The 16,649-nt window shown below is 62.6% G+C and carries 16 protein-coding genes; 8 read left to right on the forward strand and 8 right to left on the reverse strand.

Annotated features, from left to right (window positions below):
* Positions 1-91: 91 nt before the first annotated feature.
* Complete coding sequence (locus tag AC3CCE_RS08875; RefSeq protein WP_023730774.1) at positions 92-553, reverse strand: L,D-transpeptidase; 462 nt, start codon at positions 551-553, stop codon at positions 92-94.
* Positions 554-882: 329 nt separating this feature from the next.
* Between AC3CCE_RS08875 and AC3CCE_RS08880 the strand changes: the two genes are divergently transcribed.
* A complete protein-coding gene (locus AC3CCE_RS08880; RefSeq protein WP_023670061.1) occupies positions 883-1,215 on the forward strand; it encodes a hypothetical protein in 333 nt (110 codons plus the stop codon).
* A 32-nt stretch (positions 1,216-1,247) separates the two neighbouring features.
* A complete protein-coding gene (locus AC3CCE_RS08885; RefSeq protein ID WP_023670062.1) occupies positions 1,248-1,418 on the forward strand; it encodes a hypothetical protein in 171 nt (56 codons plus the stop codon).
* Positions 1,419-1,489: 71 nt separating this feature from the next.
* On the opposite strand, the gene AC3CCE_RS08890 is transcribed toward AC3CCE_RS08885, so the two are convergent.
* Positions 1,490-2,194, reverse strand: a complete 705-nt coding sequence (locus AC3CCE_RS08890) for a response regulator transcription factor (protein ID WP_023670063.1) — start codon at positions 2,192-2,194, stop codon at positions 1,490-1,492.
* A 94-nt stretch (positions 2,195-2,288) separates the two neighbouring features.
* Between AC3CCE_RS08890 and AC3CCE_RS08895 the strand changes: the two genes are divergently transcribed.
* Positions 2,289-3,017, forward strand: coding sequence for a response regulator (locus tag AC3CCE_RS08895; RefSeq protein ID WP_023670064.1), 729 nt, complete (start codon positions 2,289-2,291; stop codon positions 3,015-3,017).
* 225 nt (positions 3,018-3,242) lie between these two features.
* A complete protein-coding gene (locus AC3CCE_RS08900) occupies positions 3,243-5,333 on the forward strand; it encodes a PAS domain S-box protein (protein WP_352511850.1) in 2,091 nt (696 codons plus the stop codon).
* 234 nt (positions 5,334-5,567) lie between these two features.
* Here the strand turns inward: AC3CCE_RS08900 and AC3CCE_RS08905 are convergent, their stop codons facing one another.
* On the reverse strand, positions 5,568-5,948 hold the full coding sequence (locus tag AC3CCE_RS08905) for a hypothetical protein (protein WP_023701367.1): 381 nt from the start codon (positions 5,946-5,948) through the stop codon (positions 5,568-5,570).
* A 504-nt stretch (positions 5,949-6,452) separates the two neighbouring features.
* On the opposite strand from AC3CCE_RS08905, the gene AC3CCE_RS08910 reads away from it, so the two are divergent.
* Positions 6,453-7,655 carry an aromatic ring-hydroxylating oxygenase subunit alpha gene (locus tag AC3CCE_RS08910; RefSeq protein ID WP_352623551.1) on the forward strand — a complete coding sequence of 401 codons (1,203 nt, stop codon included), beginning with the start codon at positions 6,453-6,455 and terminating at the stop codon, positions 7,653-7,655.
* A 15-nt stretch (positions 7,656-7,670) separates the two neighbouring features.
* On the opposite strand, the gene AC3CCE_RS08915 is transcribed toward AC3CCE_RS08910, so the two are convergent.
* The gene (locus AC3CCE_RS08915; protein WP_352511853.1) at positions 7,671-9,083 is read right to left on the reverse strand and encodes an aminotransferase; all 1,413 of its coding nucleotides are present in this window, start codon (positions 9,081-9,083) and stop codon (positions 7,671-7,673) included.
* Between the two features lie 294 nt (positions 9,084-9,377).
* Between AC3CCE_RS08915 and AC3CCE_RS08920 the strand changes: the two genes are divergently transcribed.
* The 3 genes from AC3CCE_RS08920 (at position 9,378) to AC3CCE_RS08930 (ending at position 12,281) form a co-directional block, all read left to right on the forward strand.
* Positions 9,378-10,295: an ABC transporter permease gene (locus AC3CCE_RS08920; RefSeq protein WP_023701363.1), complete on the forward strand. Its 918-nt coding sequence runs from the start codon at positions 9,378-9,380 to the stop codon at positions 10,293-10,295.
* Complete coding sequence (locus AC3CCE_RS08925; protein ID WP_352511854.1) at positions 10,292-11,116, forward strand: ABC transporter permease; 825 nt, start codon at positions 10,292-10,294, stop codon at positions 11,114-11,116. Before AC3CCE_RS08920 ends, AC3CCE_RS08925 begins: the two co-directional genes overlap by 4 nt.
* A gap of 91 nt (positions 11,117-11,207) precedes the next feature.
* Entirely contained in the window at positions 11,208-12,281 is a 1,074-nt protein-coding gene (locus tag AC3CCE_RS08930; protein WP_352511856.1) for an ABC transporter ATP-binding protein, read from the forward strand.
* A gap of 50 nt (positions 12,282-12,331) precedes the next feature.
* Here the strand turns inward: AC3CCE_RS08930 and AC3CCE_RS08935 are convergent, their stop codons facing one another.
* From AC3CCE_RS08935 to betI, 4 genes are all read right to left on the reverse strand, one after another.
* Complete coding sequence (locus AC3CCE_RS08935) at positions 12,332-13,621, reverse strand: flavin monoamine oxidase family protein (protein WP_352511858.1); 1,290 nt, start codon at positions 13,619-13,621, stop codon at positions 12,332-12,334.
* Positions 13,618-14,694 carry an extracellular solute-binding protein gene (locus AC3CCE_RS08940; protein ID WP_352623553.1) on the reverse strand — a complete coding sequence of 359 codons (1,077 nt, stop codon included), beginning with the start codon at positions 14,692-14,694 and terminating at the stop codon, positions 13,618-13,620. Before AC3CCE_RS08940 ends, AC3CCE_RS08935 begins: the two co-directional genes overlap by 4 nt.
* Positions 14,695-14,810: 116 nt before the next feature.
* A complete protein-coding gene (locus tag AC3CCE_RS08945) occupies positions 14,811-15,893 on the reverse strand; it encodes an ABC transporter substrate-binding protein (RefSeq protein WP_352511860.1) in 1,083 nt (360 codons plus the stop codon).
* A gap of 58 nt (positions 15,894-15,951) precedes the next feature.
* Entirely contained in the window at positions 15,952-16,632 is a 681-nt protein-coding gene (gene betI / locus AC3CCE_RS08950; RefSeq protein ID WP_023670076.1) for a transcriptional regulator BetI, read from the reverse strand.
* Positions 16,633-16,649: the final 17 nt, after the last annotated feature.

Below are 16,649 nucleotides of genomic sequence, written 5' to 3' on the forward strand. Positions count from 1 at the left end.
ACCGCGAAGCTCTGATGGAGCTTCAGGCGGGAACTTGCGGTGCGGCATGACCTGGCCGGCTGCGCTGCACCATCGCTCCAAACGCAGTCTGCTACTTGACGATGACGATGCTGGTGTTGGTCGGGCCGAAGGTTTCGACCAACTGGTAGAAGTCGGCGGCATTGTCGGGATGCAGCCGCACGCAGCCATGCGACGCCGGCCGTCCCAGCCGCTTGATGGCGTTGGTCGCATGCACGGCGTAGCCGCCGCTGAAGAAGACCGAGTGCGGCATCGGCGCGTTGTCGTATTTCTTCGAATGCCACATCTCGTGCATGCGGGTCGGCTTGAACGAGCCGGTCGGCGTGACATGCGCACTGTCGCCGGTCGAGACCTTCCAGGCGAAAGTCGGCCGGCCATCGACCAGCACTTCCATGGTCTGCTGCGACAGCGAAACACGCGCGACGATCTGGTTTGCCGCGGCATGGGCGGTGCTATTGGCAGCGCCAAGCAGAAGCGCGGCGCCGGCAGCGGCGGCGGCGACGTTGATGAGTTTGGCGGAAATGGCTTTGTACATGATGGCTCCCTTTGCCGGTCCTGCCGGCGTCAATTCGGTGGCCGCCTTATCCCTGCGCCATGTTTCAGACTGACTTCGCTGAGGCTCGTTTGTGTTTCGAATCTGTTTCCTCTGGTTAACAAGCAAGGTGGACAAGGAGCGTGCTCCCGTCTTCGCTGCGCACTCCCGATCACCCACCGCCCCCCAAACGAAAGTGCTGATGTCCTCATATGAAAGAAGATTGGCTTCGCTCGAAACCGACTTGCAACAAAGCGCGGCCTGGGCGGCATGATCTGGTTACAGGCTCGCGGCACAGTCATCCCAACGAGAACAGCCGGCGCCAACGAAAAATGAGCATCAAATCGACAACCCTGTCCTGGCTCTTCAGGATAAGCATCGCCGCATTTGTCGTCGGCGGCATCGGCACAGTAGCCGGCACCCCGATGACGAAACTGGCGGTGATGAATTCGGGTGAGATTTCGACGCTGCATGCCGCGCTGTTCATAGCCTTGGTCTGGATTGTCTCCAGTCTGCGCATCAACCGTCTCAGGGCCCTCTGGCGGGTCGGCCTCGGGTTGAAGTGGATGCGCGGCCCCTCCGGCAACTTGCTGCCGAGAGGACCGAAGGCCCGCGTCGCAACGGGGGGCTCCGTGGGCGACGCGGGCACTTCGGGTTTATCCTGAAGCACCCGCGGTTCTGATTTTTGGGGACACCGATGAAGACGAAATCTGCAGCCTCCGTGCTTTCGGTACTGCTCTATGCACAAGGCCTGCTCGGCTTTGCCGGTCTCGCCACGGTTCTCCTGAAGGACCGCGCGCATGCCGCCAGCGAAATCGTAGTCGCCAGCGAATTGCCGTCGGGACCATCGCTTCTGGTGGTGCGCTGACGCCTATGCATGGCGCCCGAGATTGCGCAGCTTTTTTGGGCGAGCCGAGGAACAATCCAGCCTCCCGACCCTCAGTCGGCGCGCTGCGTCGGCGGGTCGAACCGGTAGCCTGCGCCGCGTATAGTTGTGATGGTTTCGGTGTCGAGCTTGCGGCGCAGCCGCACGATGCGCGAATCGATCGAGCGGTCGAAGGCATCGGCATTTTCGGCGGGCGCCGCCGCAATGATGTCGTCGCGCGTCAGCACCTTGCGCGGGCTGGCCAGAAACAGCCTGAGCAGCGCCACCTGGCCCGGCGACAGCTGTTCTTCCGTACCCGAACGGTGCATGACGATGGCCGACCGCAAATCGACGGTGGCATTTTCCAGCACGATCAGTTCCTGGGCGGACCTGCCGCGCCGCGTCAGCAGGCCGCCGATGCGCGCGGCAAGCTCCCTGACATTGAGCGGACTTTCGACGACATCTGCGGCGCCAAGCTCGAGCGCCAGCACCTTGTCGACCAGATCGGCCGGCCGGCAGATCAGGATGAAATCCGGCCCCGCCTTCCCGTCCGCGCTCTGGCCGCCGCCATAACGCCTGAGCAGGTCCCGCCCTTCCGCCTGGCTGAGGCTGTCGCCGACGATGACGATATCGATGCCTCCGGCCGAAAGCAGGGATTCAGCTTCCCAGGGCTGCCGCGCCTCGCGCACGTCATGGCCGCGCCGGTCGAGATGATCGGCAAGATCGCCGGCCACCACATCGGCGACGGAAACCAGCGCGATGACGGATCGTGCAGCCATGTTTTTCTTCCCGTTCCCCCGCAACCGGATATGAGTGCTGGACATCATGTTTATACCCAATCTACTTTCCGCTGAAAGCGGGAGCGAGGCCATAGTGCGGGCACGGATTGTCATCGTCGAGGACGAGCCCGATCTCCGGGACGCGGTCGCCGAGTATCTCGGCGCCAACGGCTACGATGTGACCCAGGCCGGAAGCGCGGCCGAGGCGCGCGCCTTGCTGGAGACGGAATCGTTTCATTTGGCCATTCTCGACATCGCCATGCCGGGCGAGGACGGACTGTCGCTCGGCCGCTGGCTGCGCTCGAAAATACCGGTCGGCATCATCTATGCCACGGCTGCCGGCACCGCACTCGACCGCATTGTCGGGCTGGAGCTTGGCGCCGACGACTACATCGTCAAGCCCTACGAGTTGCGTGAGGTGCTGGCTCGTGTGCGCAGCGTGCTGCGCCGCGTTCCGCAGCCGAGCCCGCCCCAGGCGGCGAAGACACAAGCCGATGGCGGCCGCCGCCTGACCTTCGGCCCGTTCCAGGCCGACCTCGACGGCAGGCTTGTCACCGGCGCCAACGGCGCCGTCATCGACATGGCCAAGAGCGAGTTCGATGTGCTGGAGGTTTTCCTGACCCGCGCCAACCGGCTGTTGACGCGATCGGCGATCTCCGAGGCGATTGGTTTTGTCGAGGATCCTGAATCGTCGCGCGCCGTCGACATTCGCATCATGCGGCTGCGCAAGAAGATCGAAACCGATCCGGCCAATCCGAAATTTTTGCGCACAGTGCGCGGCGAAGGCTATATCTTCTCGCTGCCGACCGGTGACGGGCACTAGAGCAATTACAGGAAAAGTGTACGCGGTTTTTCCGCCCGGAATGGCGTAAAAACAAAGAGATAGAGCGCTTCTCCGTTTCCGTGAAACGGTGAAACGCTCTAGCAATTCCAGGAACAGTACGTAGCGATTTTCCGTTCGGGATTGCATTGAAACATGGAGCGTTTCACCTTTTTCGTGAAATGCTCCATAGCTGCCTAATCCGACGGCCCTTTACTGATGGCTGACATGACCGCTGAACCAGCACCACGCATGGACCCGCAAGGCGCTCGCCAGAGCGCCGCGATGACGGCTGTGCGAGTCGTCCGCCGGTTGCGCGATGCCGGCGACTGGCAGCGCGAGATGGAAACCATCCTCGAAACGCTCTGCAGCGCCATGAATTGCCAGCGCGGCATCCTGTTCAGGCTGCGCGAATTACCCGGCCAGGGCTTCGCCCAATCGGTCGCCGCCTACTGGATCGATCCTCGCTTCGGCGGCGAACTGGCTTCGCCGACGGTGATCATGCAGTCGATCGTCGATACCGATCCGCTGCTGGAGCGGATTGGAGAGGACGAGCGGCAAGGCAAGATCTTCGCCGGCCATACGCGCGATCTCGACGGGTTCCTCAGGGCCGATTTCGAAAAGCAGCACATCAAGTCGTTCCTGTCGGTATCGGTGTTCGCGCACGGTCATCTGTGGGGCACGTTCGCGGTCAACGACTGCCTAAACGAGCGCGAATGGACCGAAGAGGAAGAGGCGACGATGCACATCATCGCGCTCGCCATCGGCGACGCCATCGAGCACTCGCCGTCCGACGCCCATGCCAGCGAAGTCATCCGCCGCACCATGCTGCAGGCGTCGCTCGACGCCATCATCGTCATCGACGAGACCGGCTCGATCATCGAATTCAATCCGGCCGCCGAAAAGATGTTCGGCTATCAGCGCAGCGACATCCTCGGCAAGGACCTGCTCGATACCGTGGTGCCGGAATATTACCGCAAGGGCTATGTCTCGGGCGCCGAATACATGTCTGGCCGCGGCGCGCCGATGGTTGGCCAGCGGCTTGAGACCGTGACACAGAATGCGGCCGGCGAGGTGTTTCCCATCGAATTGACGGCGACCGAGATGCGGGTGGCCGACCGTCAGCTCATCTTCGGTTCGATCCGCGATCTGCGCGATAAGCTGCGCGCCGAAGAAGAGATCAACCGCCAGCGCGAAAAACTGCACCAGAACGAGAAGATGGCGGCGATGGGTTCGCTGCTGGCCGGTGTTTCGCACGAGCTCAACAATCCGCTCGCCGTGGTCGTTGCTCAGTCGACGCTGCTGCATGAATTCGCCACCGACCCGCAGACCAAGGTTCGCGCCGAGAAAGTGCGCGCCGCTGCCGAGCGCTGCGGCCGCATCGTCAAAAGCTTCCTGTCGATGGTGCGCCTGCATCCGGCGGCGCAGGCCGAGACCGATCTCAACCAGGTGATCCGCGCGGCACTCGAAGTGACCGCCTATGGCGCACGCTCGAGCGGCATCATCATCGACACCGATTTCGCGCCCGGCCCGCTGCTGGCGATGGCCGATGCCGACCACGTCACGCAGGTGGCCGCCAATTTCCTGATCAACAGCCAACACGCTCTGGCCGGTATCGGCGGCGACCGCCTGATCAAGGTGCGGACATTCCGCAGCGATCGCGGCAACCCCGGGTTTTCGGTCGAGGACAACGGACCGGGCATTCCCGAGGCGATCCGCAGCCGCATCTTCGAATCCTATTTCACCACCAAGCCGGTCGGCGTCGGCACCGGCATCGGCCTGTCGATCTCGAAATCGATCGTCGAGCGCCACAACGGCAATATCTGGTTCGAGGAGGTGCTGCCGCGCGGCGCGCGCTTCGTCGTCCAGCTGCCGGTAATCACCGGCGGCGCGGCAGCAGCCGGCGACAGCCCGGCTCGTTCCAGCGGCTTGCGCTATGCGCTGATCATCGACGACGAACCCGACGTCGCCGGCTCCCTCTCCGACATCCTGGAACTGATGGGTATCAAGTCGCGGGTTGTGCCGGCCTGGACGTCGGCGGCGGCGACCTTGACCGGCCACATGCCGCCAGACATCGTCTTTTCCGACTTGCGCATGCCCGGCACCAGCGGCATTGCCATCTACCGCGAATTGCTCGCCGACAACCTGGCGCTGGCCAAACGCTTCGTGCTGGTCACCGGCGACCTGATCGGCGCCAAGGCCGAGATCGAAGCCTTGCCGGCGCCGCAGCGCCCGCAAATCCTGGAAAAGCCGTTCTCGACGCTGGACGTCCGCGGCGTACTCTCGGCAATAGCCGACCAGGTCGCCGCCGCCGGCTAAGTTTTCGAAGCACCCACGTAGGGTCTATCGAGATTCGGGTCAGGCCGAGTCGAGAATGGTGGTTCCCGAGAACCGGAGCGGAGCGTACTTGAAGTACGCGAGCACCGGAAGCGCAGGGAACCTCCATGCGCAGGCCGGCCTCACCCGAATCTCGATAGACCCTAAAAAAGAGGCTCCCGACCGAGGGAAGCGGCGGGAGCCAAGAACGAGCGCGGGAGGAAGCGCTCGGGAGGTTCAGAAAACGTTGGGTGTCGTGGTCAGCGGCGCTGCGTTGGCGATCATGCGGACGGCACGCGCCTTGTGCACGCCGGACTGGGCGGCGATGACGCGCAGGCACTCCGCGCTCTCGGCGCCCCAGGCCTGGCCCTGGCAGGCAAAATCGATTTCCGGCTCCGGCAGCCGGGCGGTCTTGATGGTGGTCAGCGCGCCCTGGACGACATTGGCCGGCGGGTTGAGCGAAGCGAAGGCCGGACCGGAAGCCGGTGTCAGGAACATGACGGCCAGAGCGCAGGCGCCCAGCATGGAGAACATCGCAACCGGATGGTCGCTGGCGCGCTGACGCAGTGCCGGTTTGGCGCGCCGTTCGTTGCTGGTGATCTCGATTTTCGTATGCATTGCTGCTCCCCTTCGTTTTCTTATGAAACGAACCTAAGCGCGCCTGGTAACGGGCGAATGATGCGCTTGGCTTGCCCGCGTAACAGGTTTGAAACAAGAAATTCGGGCATATCCGGACAGATCCGGTCATGTGCCGACGGCAAGATGCATTTGCGAAGCTGTTTCATGCGCGCAATCAAATGTTGACGACAGGCGGGCCGCGAACGCACCAAGCCCGCTTCCTGTCGGCCGCACTATGAACAAGCTCACACTGCGGATCGAATTTGCGGACGCCAGGTATTTTTCGTCTCGGAGCGGGCCGTGTTTGCAAGCTCGGCACGGCCAAATCCGCATGCCGGACAGCTATTTCACGACCCCGGTTAACGCCCGGATATTCCGGGATTTTCTGGCTTTCAGCCGGCCCTGTTGTGCCGACTTGAAAAGTTGAGATTTCTACAAGCCATTGCATTTCAACGCAAAATATGGTTTTATTGAATGAGTATTCAATAAAAGAAGAGCTTTTTTATGAACCCGCACCTCCGTGACGTGGCGATCCCCAATGATTGGGACCGGCGGGGTCTGCCGGGCTGGAGTTATCACTCCGACGCGCTTCTCGAACTTGAGAAGGAATACGTCTTCCGCAACCATTGGCAGATCGCCGGCCATGTCTGCGACGTGCCGAATGCCGGCGACTATCTGACTATGGACGTGGTCGGCGAGCGGGCGCTCATCGTGCGCGGCAAGGACGGCGTCTTGCGCGCCTTCAACAACATGTGCCGGCATCGCGGCAGCCGCGTCGTCGCCGACAGCCAGGGCACCTGCAAGAACGCGCTAGTCTGCCCGTTCCATGGCTGGGTCTACAATCTCGACGGCACGCTGCGCGGCGCCGCCCGGCCGCGCTCCTTCCCCGAGCTCGACAAGACCGAATTCGGCCTGATGCCGCTCGACCTTGAGATATGGATGGGCTTCATCTTTGTCCGCTTTCGCAAGGGGGACCCGCAGCCTTCGGTGGCCGAACTGTTGAAGCCGATCGAGGCCGAGATGGCCCACTACAATGCGGCCGAGATGGTGCCGTCCTGGGGCATCTGGACACAGAAAACGCCGGTCAACTGGAAGTCGGTGCGCGACGTCGACAATGAAGGCTACCACGTCGCCATGGCGCATCCGGCGCTGCAGGATCTCTACGGCTCGACCTATTTCGATGAGCCGTTCATCAACGGCGTGTCGCGCTCGTTTGCCACCTACAATCCGCATGCCGGCCGGCGCTGGAGCGTGCGCGAATACATCAAGCTCACGCCCGATGCCTCACACCTGCCGGAGCATCTGCGCAGGGCCTGGATCTATTACGGCATCTTCCCCAACAACGCGCTGTCGATCATGCCGGAATCGGTGCAGTTCTATCAGGAGTTCCCGCTGTCGACCGGCGAGACGCTGCTGCGCGGCGCCATCTACCGCTACCCCGACGAGACCCGGGAACAGGCGGCCGCCCGCTATCTCGCCTACCGCATCGACCGCGATACCATGAACGAGGACGTGCAGCTTTCCGTCTGGTCAAACGAGTCCATGATCTCGGAGGCCTTCGAGGGTTTTTATCTCTCCGACCTCGAATACGGTGTGCGCACCCACCACGACCATCTGCGCAAGCAGATCCCGGTGCTGGGCCTGGAGACGGCGCCGGAGGAGAAGGACATGTGGAACCTCAATGAGGCTATGCGCTCGCAGGTGTAGGGGCGGAACTGCCAGTCACCCCTGCCACACGCCCTCTTTGCGCAGATCGTCCATGGTCCGCGAAATGCCTTCGCGCAGGATCGCCACCATGTCGTCGATCTGCTCTCGCGTGATGATCAGCGGCGGCGACATCACGCACATGTTGATCAGCGGCCGGACCAGGAGGCCGAGTTCGTGGCAATGCGCGTCGATGCGCTTGCCGACATCCTTGTCGAGCTGCAGCGGATCCTTGCTTTCGCGGTCGGCTACGCACTCGACGCAGCCCATCAGGCCCATGCCGCGGACTTCGCCAACCAGCGGCAGTTCCTCCAGCGTCTTCAACTGCGCCTGGAAATAGGGCGCGACATCGCGCGTGTGGGCCAGCACGCTGTCTTCCAGGATATCGAGGTTCTTCAGCGCCACCGCGCAGCCGATGGGATGACTGGTATAGGTCAGGCCATGGCCGAACATCGCATCGGGATGGTTGGAACGGCGCATTTCCTGAAGCAGCCGCTCCGAGATGATGACGCCGCCAAGCGGGAAATAGCCTGATGTAACGCCCTTGGCGAAGGTGATCATGTCGGGGTCGATGCCGAAGCCATAGCCGGAGGCAAAGACATGGCCGAGCCGCCCGAAGCCGGTCACCACCTCATCGGAGATATAGAGGATATCGTTGTCCCTGCAGATTTCGCGAATGCGCTTGAGATAGCCATCCGGCGGCACGACGACGCCGCCGGATGCCTGCACCGGTTCGCCGACGAAAGCACCGATCTTCTCTGCGCCGACGCGGGCGACCGCATCGCGAAACTGATCGACCAGGAAATCGCAGAAGGCGGCGATGTCAATGCCTTTCGGCCGCCGGAACGGGTCTGGCGAGGACAGTTTGACGACCAGATCGTCGGCGCCGTCCATCCAGTCGCGGTCGCGCGGCCGGCCGTTGAGCGAGGCCGACAGATAGGTCGAGCCGTGATAGGCGCCGCCGCGGCTGAGGATCAGCTTCTTTTCCGGCCGCCCGCGCACATTGTTGTAGAACTGCATGAAGCGCAGTGCCGTCTCGACAGCCGACGATCCGCCGGTGGTGAAGAAGGTATGGCTGAGATCGCCCGGCGCATGATCGGCGAGGCGCTTGGCGAGCTCGGCCGACGGCGCATTCATCGTATACCAGGGCGTGTTGTAGGACAGCATCATCGCCTGGTCGTACATCACCCTGGCCAGCTCCTCGCGGCGGTGGCCGACATTGATGCACCACATGCCGGCCGGCCCGTCGATCAGTCGCTTGCCTGTTACATCGGTGATGTAGATGCCATCGCCCTCGCCAATCAGCGCACGCGCTTCATTGCCGACCGAGCCGGCATAAGGCCAGGGCTGGATGAGATGGCGCTTGGCCAGCTCGACCGCATCGCCACCGTCAGCTATTTCCATCGCTCTTAGGTCTCTTGCAGCCGCCATCATTGCCTCGCATCGTCTGAGCGTAATTTCACCGGACAGAAAGCGAAGCGCCAAGGGCAGGAAAGCCGGCATTCTTCACTTCATTTTGAATGTCCGTTCAATCAATATTACAGAAATAGCGCTTGATTTCAATGCACGGATGCGCTCATGATGAAAGAAAGCCGGCAAGCTTGGAGCGCGCAACCAGCAAAGCGCGCTCCGCAAAAATTGGGAACAGGCAGCCGGCCCGGTGAATGGGAGCATCATGGCGGAACAGTTCGAGCCAGCAACCGAGATCACGCCCGGGTCGCTGCAATGACGGTAGCTGCCGAAGGGGTGCCCACGCGACGCATGACGCGAGCAAGGCGAAACGCCCTTCTGCAGTCCGAATCCGTCCAGGGCCTTGCCCTGATCAGCCCGACCTTGGTCTACGCTTTGATCCTGCTGCTGGTGCCGATCCTGGTGGTCTTCGCCCACTCCTTCTGGACGCAGAACTACCTCACCATCGACCATACATTCACGCTGGAGAATTATCGCATCGCGCTGACCGAGCCGATCTACCGCGATCTTCTGTGGCGCTCGCTCTACATTTCCCTGACGGTGAGCTTTTTCACCGTCATCCTCGCCTATCCGATCGCCTATTTCATCTCGTTCCATGGCGGTCGCCACAAGAGCCTGTGGCTGTTCCTGATTACCATCCCGTTCTGGACCAGCTATCTCCTGCGCGTGATGTCATGGAAAGTCATCCTCGGCTATAATGGCGTGCTGAATTCCGGCCTGATGGGCCTCGGCATCATCGACGAACCATCGACCGCGCTACTCTACAATTCCAGCGCCGTCATCATCACGCTCACACACGCCTGGGCGGCCTTCGCCATCCTGCCGATCTTCGTTTCGCTCGAGAAGGTCGACCGCACCTTGGTCGAGGCTGCCACCGATCTCGGCGACGGCCCGCTGCGCTCCTTCCTGCGCGTGACGCTGCCGCTGTCGGCGCCGGGCGTCATCTCGGCCGCTCTCATCGTCATGATCCCCACCGTCGGCGACTACGTCACCCCAAGGCTGGTCGGCGGCAAGGATGGCGTGATGATCGCCAATGCCATCGAGTCGCAGTTCCATAAGGCCTCCAACTGGCCACTCGGCGCGGCACTGTCCGTGACCACCATGCTGGTCGTGACGCTGATGGCGGGCGCCACCGTGCTCATCATCCGCGCGCTGCAGAGGCTGGCGCGATGACAGCGAGGCGGCGCCTTTTTCCCGGCGGCTGGCTGTCCGCCTACGCCTTCCTCTACGTCGCCTTTCTCTATCTGCCGGTGATCTTCCTGCCGATCTTCTCGATCAACACCGCGCCGACGCCAAAATTTCCTCTCACCGGCTATACGCTGAAATGGTACCAAGACCTGCCGAAGACGCCAGCGCTGCTTGACGCCGCCTGGAACAGCCTGATCGTCGGTATCTCGGCATCGGTGCTGTCGACGCTGCTCGGCATCCTCGCCGCCCGCTCGATCACCCGCTACCGCTATCCCGGCCGCCGCACAATCAATGGCCTGATCATGGCGCCGCTGGTGCTGCCGGAAATCATCCTCGCCATCTCCATGCTGCTGGTCATGCTGCAGTTAGGCCTGAGCCTGTCGCTGTTCACCGTCGTGCTCGGCCATGTCCTGATCTGCATTCCCTATTCGATGACGGTGCTGACCGCCGGTTTCGAGGGCTTCGACCGCAGCCTCGAAGAAGCCTCCGCCGATCTCGGCGAGAGTGCCTTCGGCACCTTCCGGCGGGTGACGCTGCCGATGGTGGCGCCGGCGATCATTTCCAGCCTCCTGGTCTGCTTCACCATCTCGCTCGACGAGTTCGTCATCGCTTTCTTCCTCACCGGCACCGAGACGACGCTGCCGATCTATATCTGGGGCCAGTTGCGCTTTGCCGCCAAGCTGCCGGGTGTGTTGGCGCTGGGCACGCTGCTGCTGGTTGCCTCTTTCGTTTTGATGACCGTTGCCGAGATCCTGCGCCGCCATGCGGCCAGACGCACCCAGAGCGAGGGAGGCCTCTATGCCTGAGCAGTCCCGGGCCGAACGGCCTCAGGATGAGCCATCCAAGCAAGATAAGTCCGAGCGGGCCCAATCTGATCGACCCCAAACCGACCGAGCAATGATCGAAATCCGCAGCGTTACCCGCAGCTATGGGGCGTTCAAGGCGCTCGACGACGCCTCGCTGACCATCAAGGAGGGCGAGTTCTTTTCGCTGCTCGGCCCTTCCGGCTGCGGCAAGACCACGCTGCTGCGCATGATTGCCGGTTTCGACAACCCGACCAGCGGCTCGATCTCGGTCGGCGGCCAGTCGATGGAAGGCATCCCCGCAAACCGCCGGCCGACCAACATGGTATTCCAGAGCTACGCCATCTTCCCGCATCTCAATGTCGAGCAGAATGTCGCCTATGGGCTGAAGCGGCTCAGGCTGGGCGGACCGGAAGAAAAGCGCCGCGTCGAGGAAGCGCTGGCGCAGGTGTCGCTCACCGGCCTCGGCAAACGCCTCGCCACCGAGCTTTCCGGCGGCCAGCGCCAGCGCGTGGCGCTCGCCCGCGCCTTGGTGATGCGGCCCAAGGTGCTGCTGCTCGACGAGCCGCTGTCGGCTCTCGACAAGAAATTGCGCGAGCAGATGCAGGTCGAACTGCGCCGCCTGCAGCAGGCGGTCGGCATCACCTTCGTGCTGGTCACCCATGACCAGTATGAGGCGCTCGCTATGTCCGACCGCATCGCCGTAATGTTCGGCGGCAAGATCGCCCAGGTCGCCTCGCCCAAGGAAATCTACCAGCGGCCGGTCAACCGCCAAGTCGCCGATTTCCTCGGCGGCATGAATTTCGTAAAAGCGCAGATCGTCGAGGAGAGCAGCGCCTCGCTGGTCGTCGACACGCTGGGCTTCGGCCGGGTCAGGACCGACAAGCCGAAGGCCTTCGTGCGCAATGGCGGCGGCGCCACTCTGGGCATCAGGCCGGAGCGATTGCGCGTGCTGTGGGACAATGCGACGGCGAAATTCGAAGTGGCCGGCAAGGTGGTCGAACGCCACTATTTTGGCGAGATCACCCACCTGATCGTCGAGATACCCGGATTGGAAAAGCCACTGTCGGTCACCGAGACCAACGACTTCGGCGCCGACGATATCCCCGTCGGCACTTCGATCCGCCTCGGCTACGATCCCGAGGCCCTGGTGGCGATGGCGGACTGAGCATGATCCCGAAAAGTGGGAACCGGTTTTCGGAATAAGATCATGCTCCACTAACTAAGAATTTTAAGTTCCGTCGCGATCTGTTTGGCTGCGATCCGCCCCATCACGATGGCGCCTTCGACATAGCCCGGGAATGACGGCGACAGTTCCGACGAGGCGAAATGAACCGGGGCAGCGCCGGCACGGATCGTGCGCTCGGCATCCCGTGCCGTCACATCGACAATAAGGTCGCTGTAGGCGCCGCCGCTCCAGCGGTCATCGATCCAGTCGCGCTGGCTGAAATCGATAATATCGGCCGCCTCCGGGCCAAGGGCATCAACGAGCCTTGCCGTGACCTCCGCACGCAGCGCCGCGTCCGCGAGCGGACGCCAACGCAACGCCAGTGGTCCGCCGACGAAGACGACCAGCGCGGCATGTTGCGCATCCTTGCTGGCGTCACAGGCGAACAGGCCCGGCAGGTCGCGCCACATCACCATGCCGCACAGGTCGCGCTCGCGCCAGAACGGCGTGGGATAGCGCACCAGGATCTTGATCATCACACCGCTTTCCCAGACGCCGAGCGCCTTTGCGAGAGCCGGCGGCAGAGCGGGCGCGAAATCCAGCTTCGCGGCCGTCGCCGGCGGCAGCGCGACCAGCACTTTTCGCGCTTCGATGGAGCTGCCTGCCGAGACGGCACGAACCCCTTGCGGGCCGTGCTCGATGCGCGTAACCGGCTCGTTCAGCCAAACCCTGTCGCCGAGATCTCCGGCCATATCCTCGGCCAGCGACTGCATGGTTTCGAGCAGCGAATATTGCAGCTCAGGCACCTCGTTGGTGATGCGCCGGTCATTGTCGATGAGGTACCACAGCGGCACCTTGTCCATCGCCAGGCACCACAGGCCTTCGATCATCGAGCGGAAAGCCGTCTTGGCGTCAGTGGGATCATGCTGGCGTTCGAGCCAGGCGGCAGCGCTCATGCCGGCGATCGAGGGATCGTCCGGCTCGATCGCATTCATCCGCTCGCGGATTGCCATCGCGCCATGATAGGTCCGTTCGGCCTCTTCGACCGACAGCGATGGATGGGTGATGAAATCGCCATTCACATAAGTTTCGACGAAGGCCTTGCCACGGGACGCGGCCAGCGCCGTCACCTCCGGCATGTCTTCGCAGAAAAACTGGCCGCCGCTGTCGATGCGCTCGCCAAGCCCGTTGCGAATAGCCTCGACCCTGCCGCCGACGCGGTCGCGTGCTTCGAGCAGCACGACATTGATGCCGGCCTTTCTCAGCTCAAGCGCAGCCGACAGGCCGGTGAAACCGGCGCCGACGATAACGACATCGGTTCTTTCAGTCCTGTCGCTCAATAGCCGGCCTTGATCTTCTCGAATTCCGTGACCATGCGCTGCTTGAGCTCAGGCGGCACCGGCTGCTGGAACAGCGTCTTGTCCAAGAACTTGTCGAGATTGTCGAAGCCACGGTCGCTCAGCACCTGATGGTCGATCGCGGCCATCCCGGCGCTGTTGCCGTGGCCGTAGCCGAAGGTCTTGACCAAGTAATCGGACACGGCATGCGCGTTGACCGCACTGAGGAAATCATAGGCCTGATCGAGCTTGCCCGGCGCATCCTTCATCAGCACATAGCCGCACACCCAGGTGGATATGCCTTCCCTGGTGTCGCGGTTCATGGCGATCGGCATGCCTTGGCCCTTGAGCGTCACGAAGGTCTCATTCCAGCCCCAGACGAGGTCGACCTCATTGCCGGTAAAGGCCTGGTTGAGGTCGGTGTCGTCGGTCCAGTAAAAGCGGATGTTCTTGTGGACGTCACGCAGGAAGGCGGACGCCTCCTGGAACTGCGCGTCGGTCATCTTGGTCCAGTCCTTGAGGCCGATGACCAGGCTGGCCAGCGCATAGGCGTCATCGACATTGTCGCCGATGGTGACGCGGCCCTTGAATTTAAAATCGGCGAAAATCTTCAGCGACTGCGCTTCCTCCGCCGTGACCTTGTCGGTGCGGTAGAGCAGCGAAGTGTTGCCCCAGTCGAACGGCATGAACCAGGCCTTGCCGTCGGCGGTGACGGCGAGATCCTTCATCGCCATGATGCCGGGATTGAGATCCTTCCAGCCGGCGATCCGGGAGGTGTCGAGCGGTTGCAGAATGCCGGCCGCGCGCCACTTGGTCACGCTTTGCGAGCAGGGGTGGGCGATGTCGGCCTTGAAGCCGGCGCGCATCTTCTGGAACGCTTCCTCCTCGTCGCCGAAGAAAGCAAAGGTCGGCTCGGCGCCGTATTTGGCGGTGTAGTCGGGGTGCAGCAACGGATCTTCATAGCCTGACCAGTCGAACACGACGAGGTCGCCGCCGCCTTCGGCATAAGCAAGCACGGCGCCGGCGCCGACTGTAAGAGCAGCGGCAAGGGCGAGGCGGCGAAGCATGGAATTCATGGCGCGAAACTCCTCATCGCGAAAAGCGGCCGGGCGACGTTACGGAATTTCAGCGGCCTTGGCGAGACCGTCTGCCCGGCGCACTGACAGGCAGACGGAGGAGGCCGGACAGAGCTTTAGTAGCCTGCCTTGATCTTCTCGAATTCGGCGATCATCTTGAGCTTGAGCGACGACGGCACGGGCGATTGGAACAGGGTCTTGTCGACGAATTTCTGCACGTCGTCATAGCCCTTTTCTTTCAGGATCGCCGGGTCGACGCCGGCCATGCCCTTGGCGTTGGCCTGGCCATAACCCCAGTCCTTGACCAGCACCTTGGCGGTCTCGGGATCGTTGATCGCATTGAGGTAGTCATAGGCCTTGTCGACATTGCCGGGTGCGTCCTTGAACAGCACGTAGCCGCAGACCCAGGTCGAGATGCCTTCGTCCGTATCCTTCTTGGACTTGATCGGCACACCGGCAGCGACGGATTGTACCGTGGCATCGTTCCATGCCCAGGCGAGATCGACCTCGCCGCCGCTCAGCAACTGGACGACGTCCGTGGTGTCGGTCCAGTAGGAGCGGACATTCTTGTGCACTTGGCGCAGGAAATCGGACGCCTGCTTGAACTGGTCGTCCGTCATCTTGGTCCAGTCCTTGAGCCCGATGGCAAGGCTGGCCAGCGCATAGGCGTCGTCGACATTGTCGCCGATCGAGACCCGCCCCTTGAACTTGGGATCGGCGAAGGCCTTCAGCGACTGCACATCCTTCGCGTCGATCTTGTCGGAGTTGTAGGTGAGCTGGGTGTTGCCCCAGTCCCACGGCATGAACCAGGCCTTGCCGTCCGAAGTGGTGGCCAGATCCTTCATCGCCATGATGCCGGGATTGAGATCCTTCCAGCCGGTGATCTTCGAGGTGTCGAGCGGCTGCAGCAGCCCCGCCTCGCGCCACTTTGTCACGCTCTGCGAGCAGGGATGACCAAGATCGGCCTTGAAGCCGGAGCGCACTTTCTCGAAGGCTTCGTCCTCGTCGCCGAAGAAGGCGAAGGTCGGCGAGTCGCCGTTCTTCTCGACATATCTGGGGTGGAAGCTCGGGTCCTCATAGCCCGACCAGTCGAACACGATCAGGTCCTTGTCGGCGGCGACCGCAAGCGCAGCGGCCGAAGCCGCCAGCGTCGCCGTCAGCGCCAATGTCAGTGTCAGGCGTCGGGTTATTCTTTTCATGCTGTTCCATCCTCTTTGTTTTTGATTGTTCGCTCCGGCTTGGATCCGCCGGTTGTTGTCAACGTCCGCTGTCTGGCGGGTAGTGCTTCGGAAAGGCGGCCGACAGGAATTCGTTTGCCGCCTGCAGCGCGCTCTCACGGGTGACGTCCTCGGTCCCCATCATCAGCCGCAGCCACAAGCCCTCCAGCATGGCGCTGAGCGCCAGCGCCATGACCTGCGGCTCATAGGCATAACCACCGCCCTGCTTGAGCGTGGCACAGAGGTCGATGAAGATCTTCTGGTAGGCCGCGTCGCGCGCGCCGCACAGCGCCTGGTAGGTCGGCCGCGACTTGGCCTCGCCCCAGAACGCGCACCACGCCGCGAGCTTGCGCTTGTTGCAGATCGAACGGTCGAAATCGGCGGCGACCAGCGCCCGCAGCTGCCGGGCTGGATCCTCGCCGGCCTTGGTCAGCGCGACGCGCCAATGCGCCGCATATTCGTCGGCCATATAGGCAAGCGTGGCGACGAGCAGCTTCTCCTTGCTCTCGAAATGGAAGTTGACGATGCCGCGCGACAGGCCGGCGCCGTCAGCGACATCGGCCATCGTCGTTTCCGAATAACCGCGCTTGGCCAGCGAATCGATGGTCGCTTCGATCAGCTGCTGTTGCCTGACCTCCTTCGACGCCTTGCGGCCGCGTTTTTCCGGTTCGGTTTTTCCAGACGTGTCGGAGGATCGCTCTTCGCGCGCTGCAGCTTTCATCGGTGCCGTCATGCTCC

It is taken from the genome of Mesorhizobium sp. P160187, from assembly GCF_057766425.1.

Bases quoted from the DNA above. Each gene is read 5' to 3' on its own strand.
- AC3CCE_RS08875 (WP_023730774.1), bottom strand. From the start codon at position 553: ATGTACAAAGCCATTTCCGCCAAACTCATCAACGTCGCCGCCGCCGCT.
- AC3CCE_RS08880 (WP_023670061.1), top strand. From the start codon at position 883: ATGAGCATCAAATCGACAACCCTGTCCTGGCTCTTCAGGATAAGCATC.
- AC3CCE_RS08885 (WP_023670062.1), top strand. From the start codon at position 1,248: ATGAAGACGAAATCTGCAGCCTCCGTGCTTTCGGTACTGCTCTATGCA.
- AC3CCE_RS08890 (WP_023670063.1), bottom strand. From the start codon at position 2,194: ATGGCTGCACGATCCGTCATCGCGCTGGTTTCCGTCGCCGATGTGGTG.
- AC3CCE_RS08900 (WP_352511850.1), top strand. From the start codon at position 3,243: ATGACCGCTGAACCAGCACCACGCATGGACCCGCAAGGCGCTCGCCAG.
- AC3CCE_RS08905 (WP_023701367.1), bottom strand. From the start codon at position 5,948: ATGCATACGAAAATCGAGATCACCAGCAACGAACGGCGCGCCAAACCG.
- AC3CCE_RS08910 (WP_352623551.1), top strand. From the start codon at position 6,453: ATGAACCCGCACCTCCGTGACGTGGCGATCCCCAATGATTGGGACCGG.
- AC3CCE_RS08915 (WP_352511853.1), bottom strand. From the start codon at position 9,083: ATGGCGGCTGCAAGAGACCTAAGAGCGATGGAAATAGCTGACGGTGGC.
- AC3CCE_RS08920 (WP_023701363.1), top strand. From the start codon at position 9,378: ATGACGGTAGCTGCCGAAGGGGTGCCCACGCGACGCATGACGCGAGCA.
- AC3CCE_RS08925 (WP_352511854.1), top strand. From the start codon at position 10,292: ATGACAGCGAGGCGGCGCCTTTTTCCCGGCGGCTGGCTGTCCGCCTAC.
- AC3CCE_RS08930 (WP_352511856.1), top strand. From the start codon at position 11,208: ATGATCGAAATCCGCAGCGTTACCCGCAGCTATGGGGCGTTCAAGGCG.
- AC3CCE_RS08940 (WP_352623553.1), bottom strand. From the start codon at position 14,694: ATGAATTCCATGCTTCGCCGCCTCGCCCTTGCCGCTGCTCTTACAGTC.
- AC3CCE_RS08945 (WP_352511860.1), bottom strand. From the start codon at position 15,893: ATGAAAAGAATAACCCGACGCCTGACACTGACATTGGCGCTGACGGCG.
- betI (WP_023670076.1), bottom strand. From the start codon at position 16,632: ATGAAAGCTGCAGCGCGCGAAGAGCGATCCTCCGACACGTCTGGAAAA.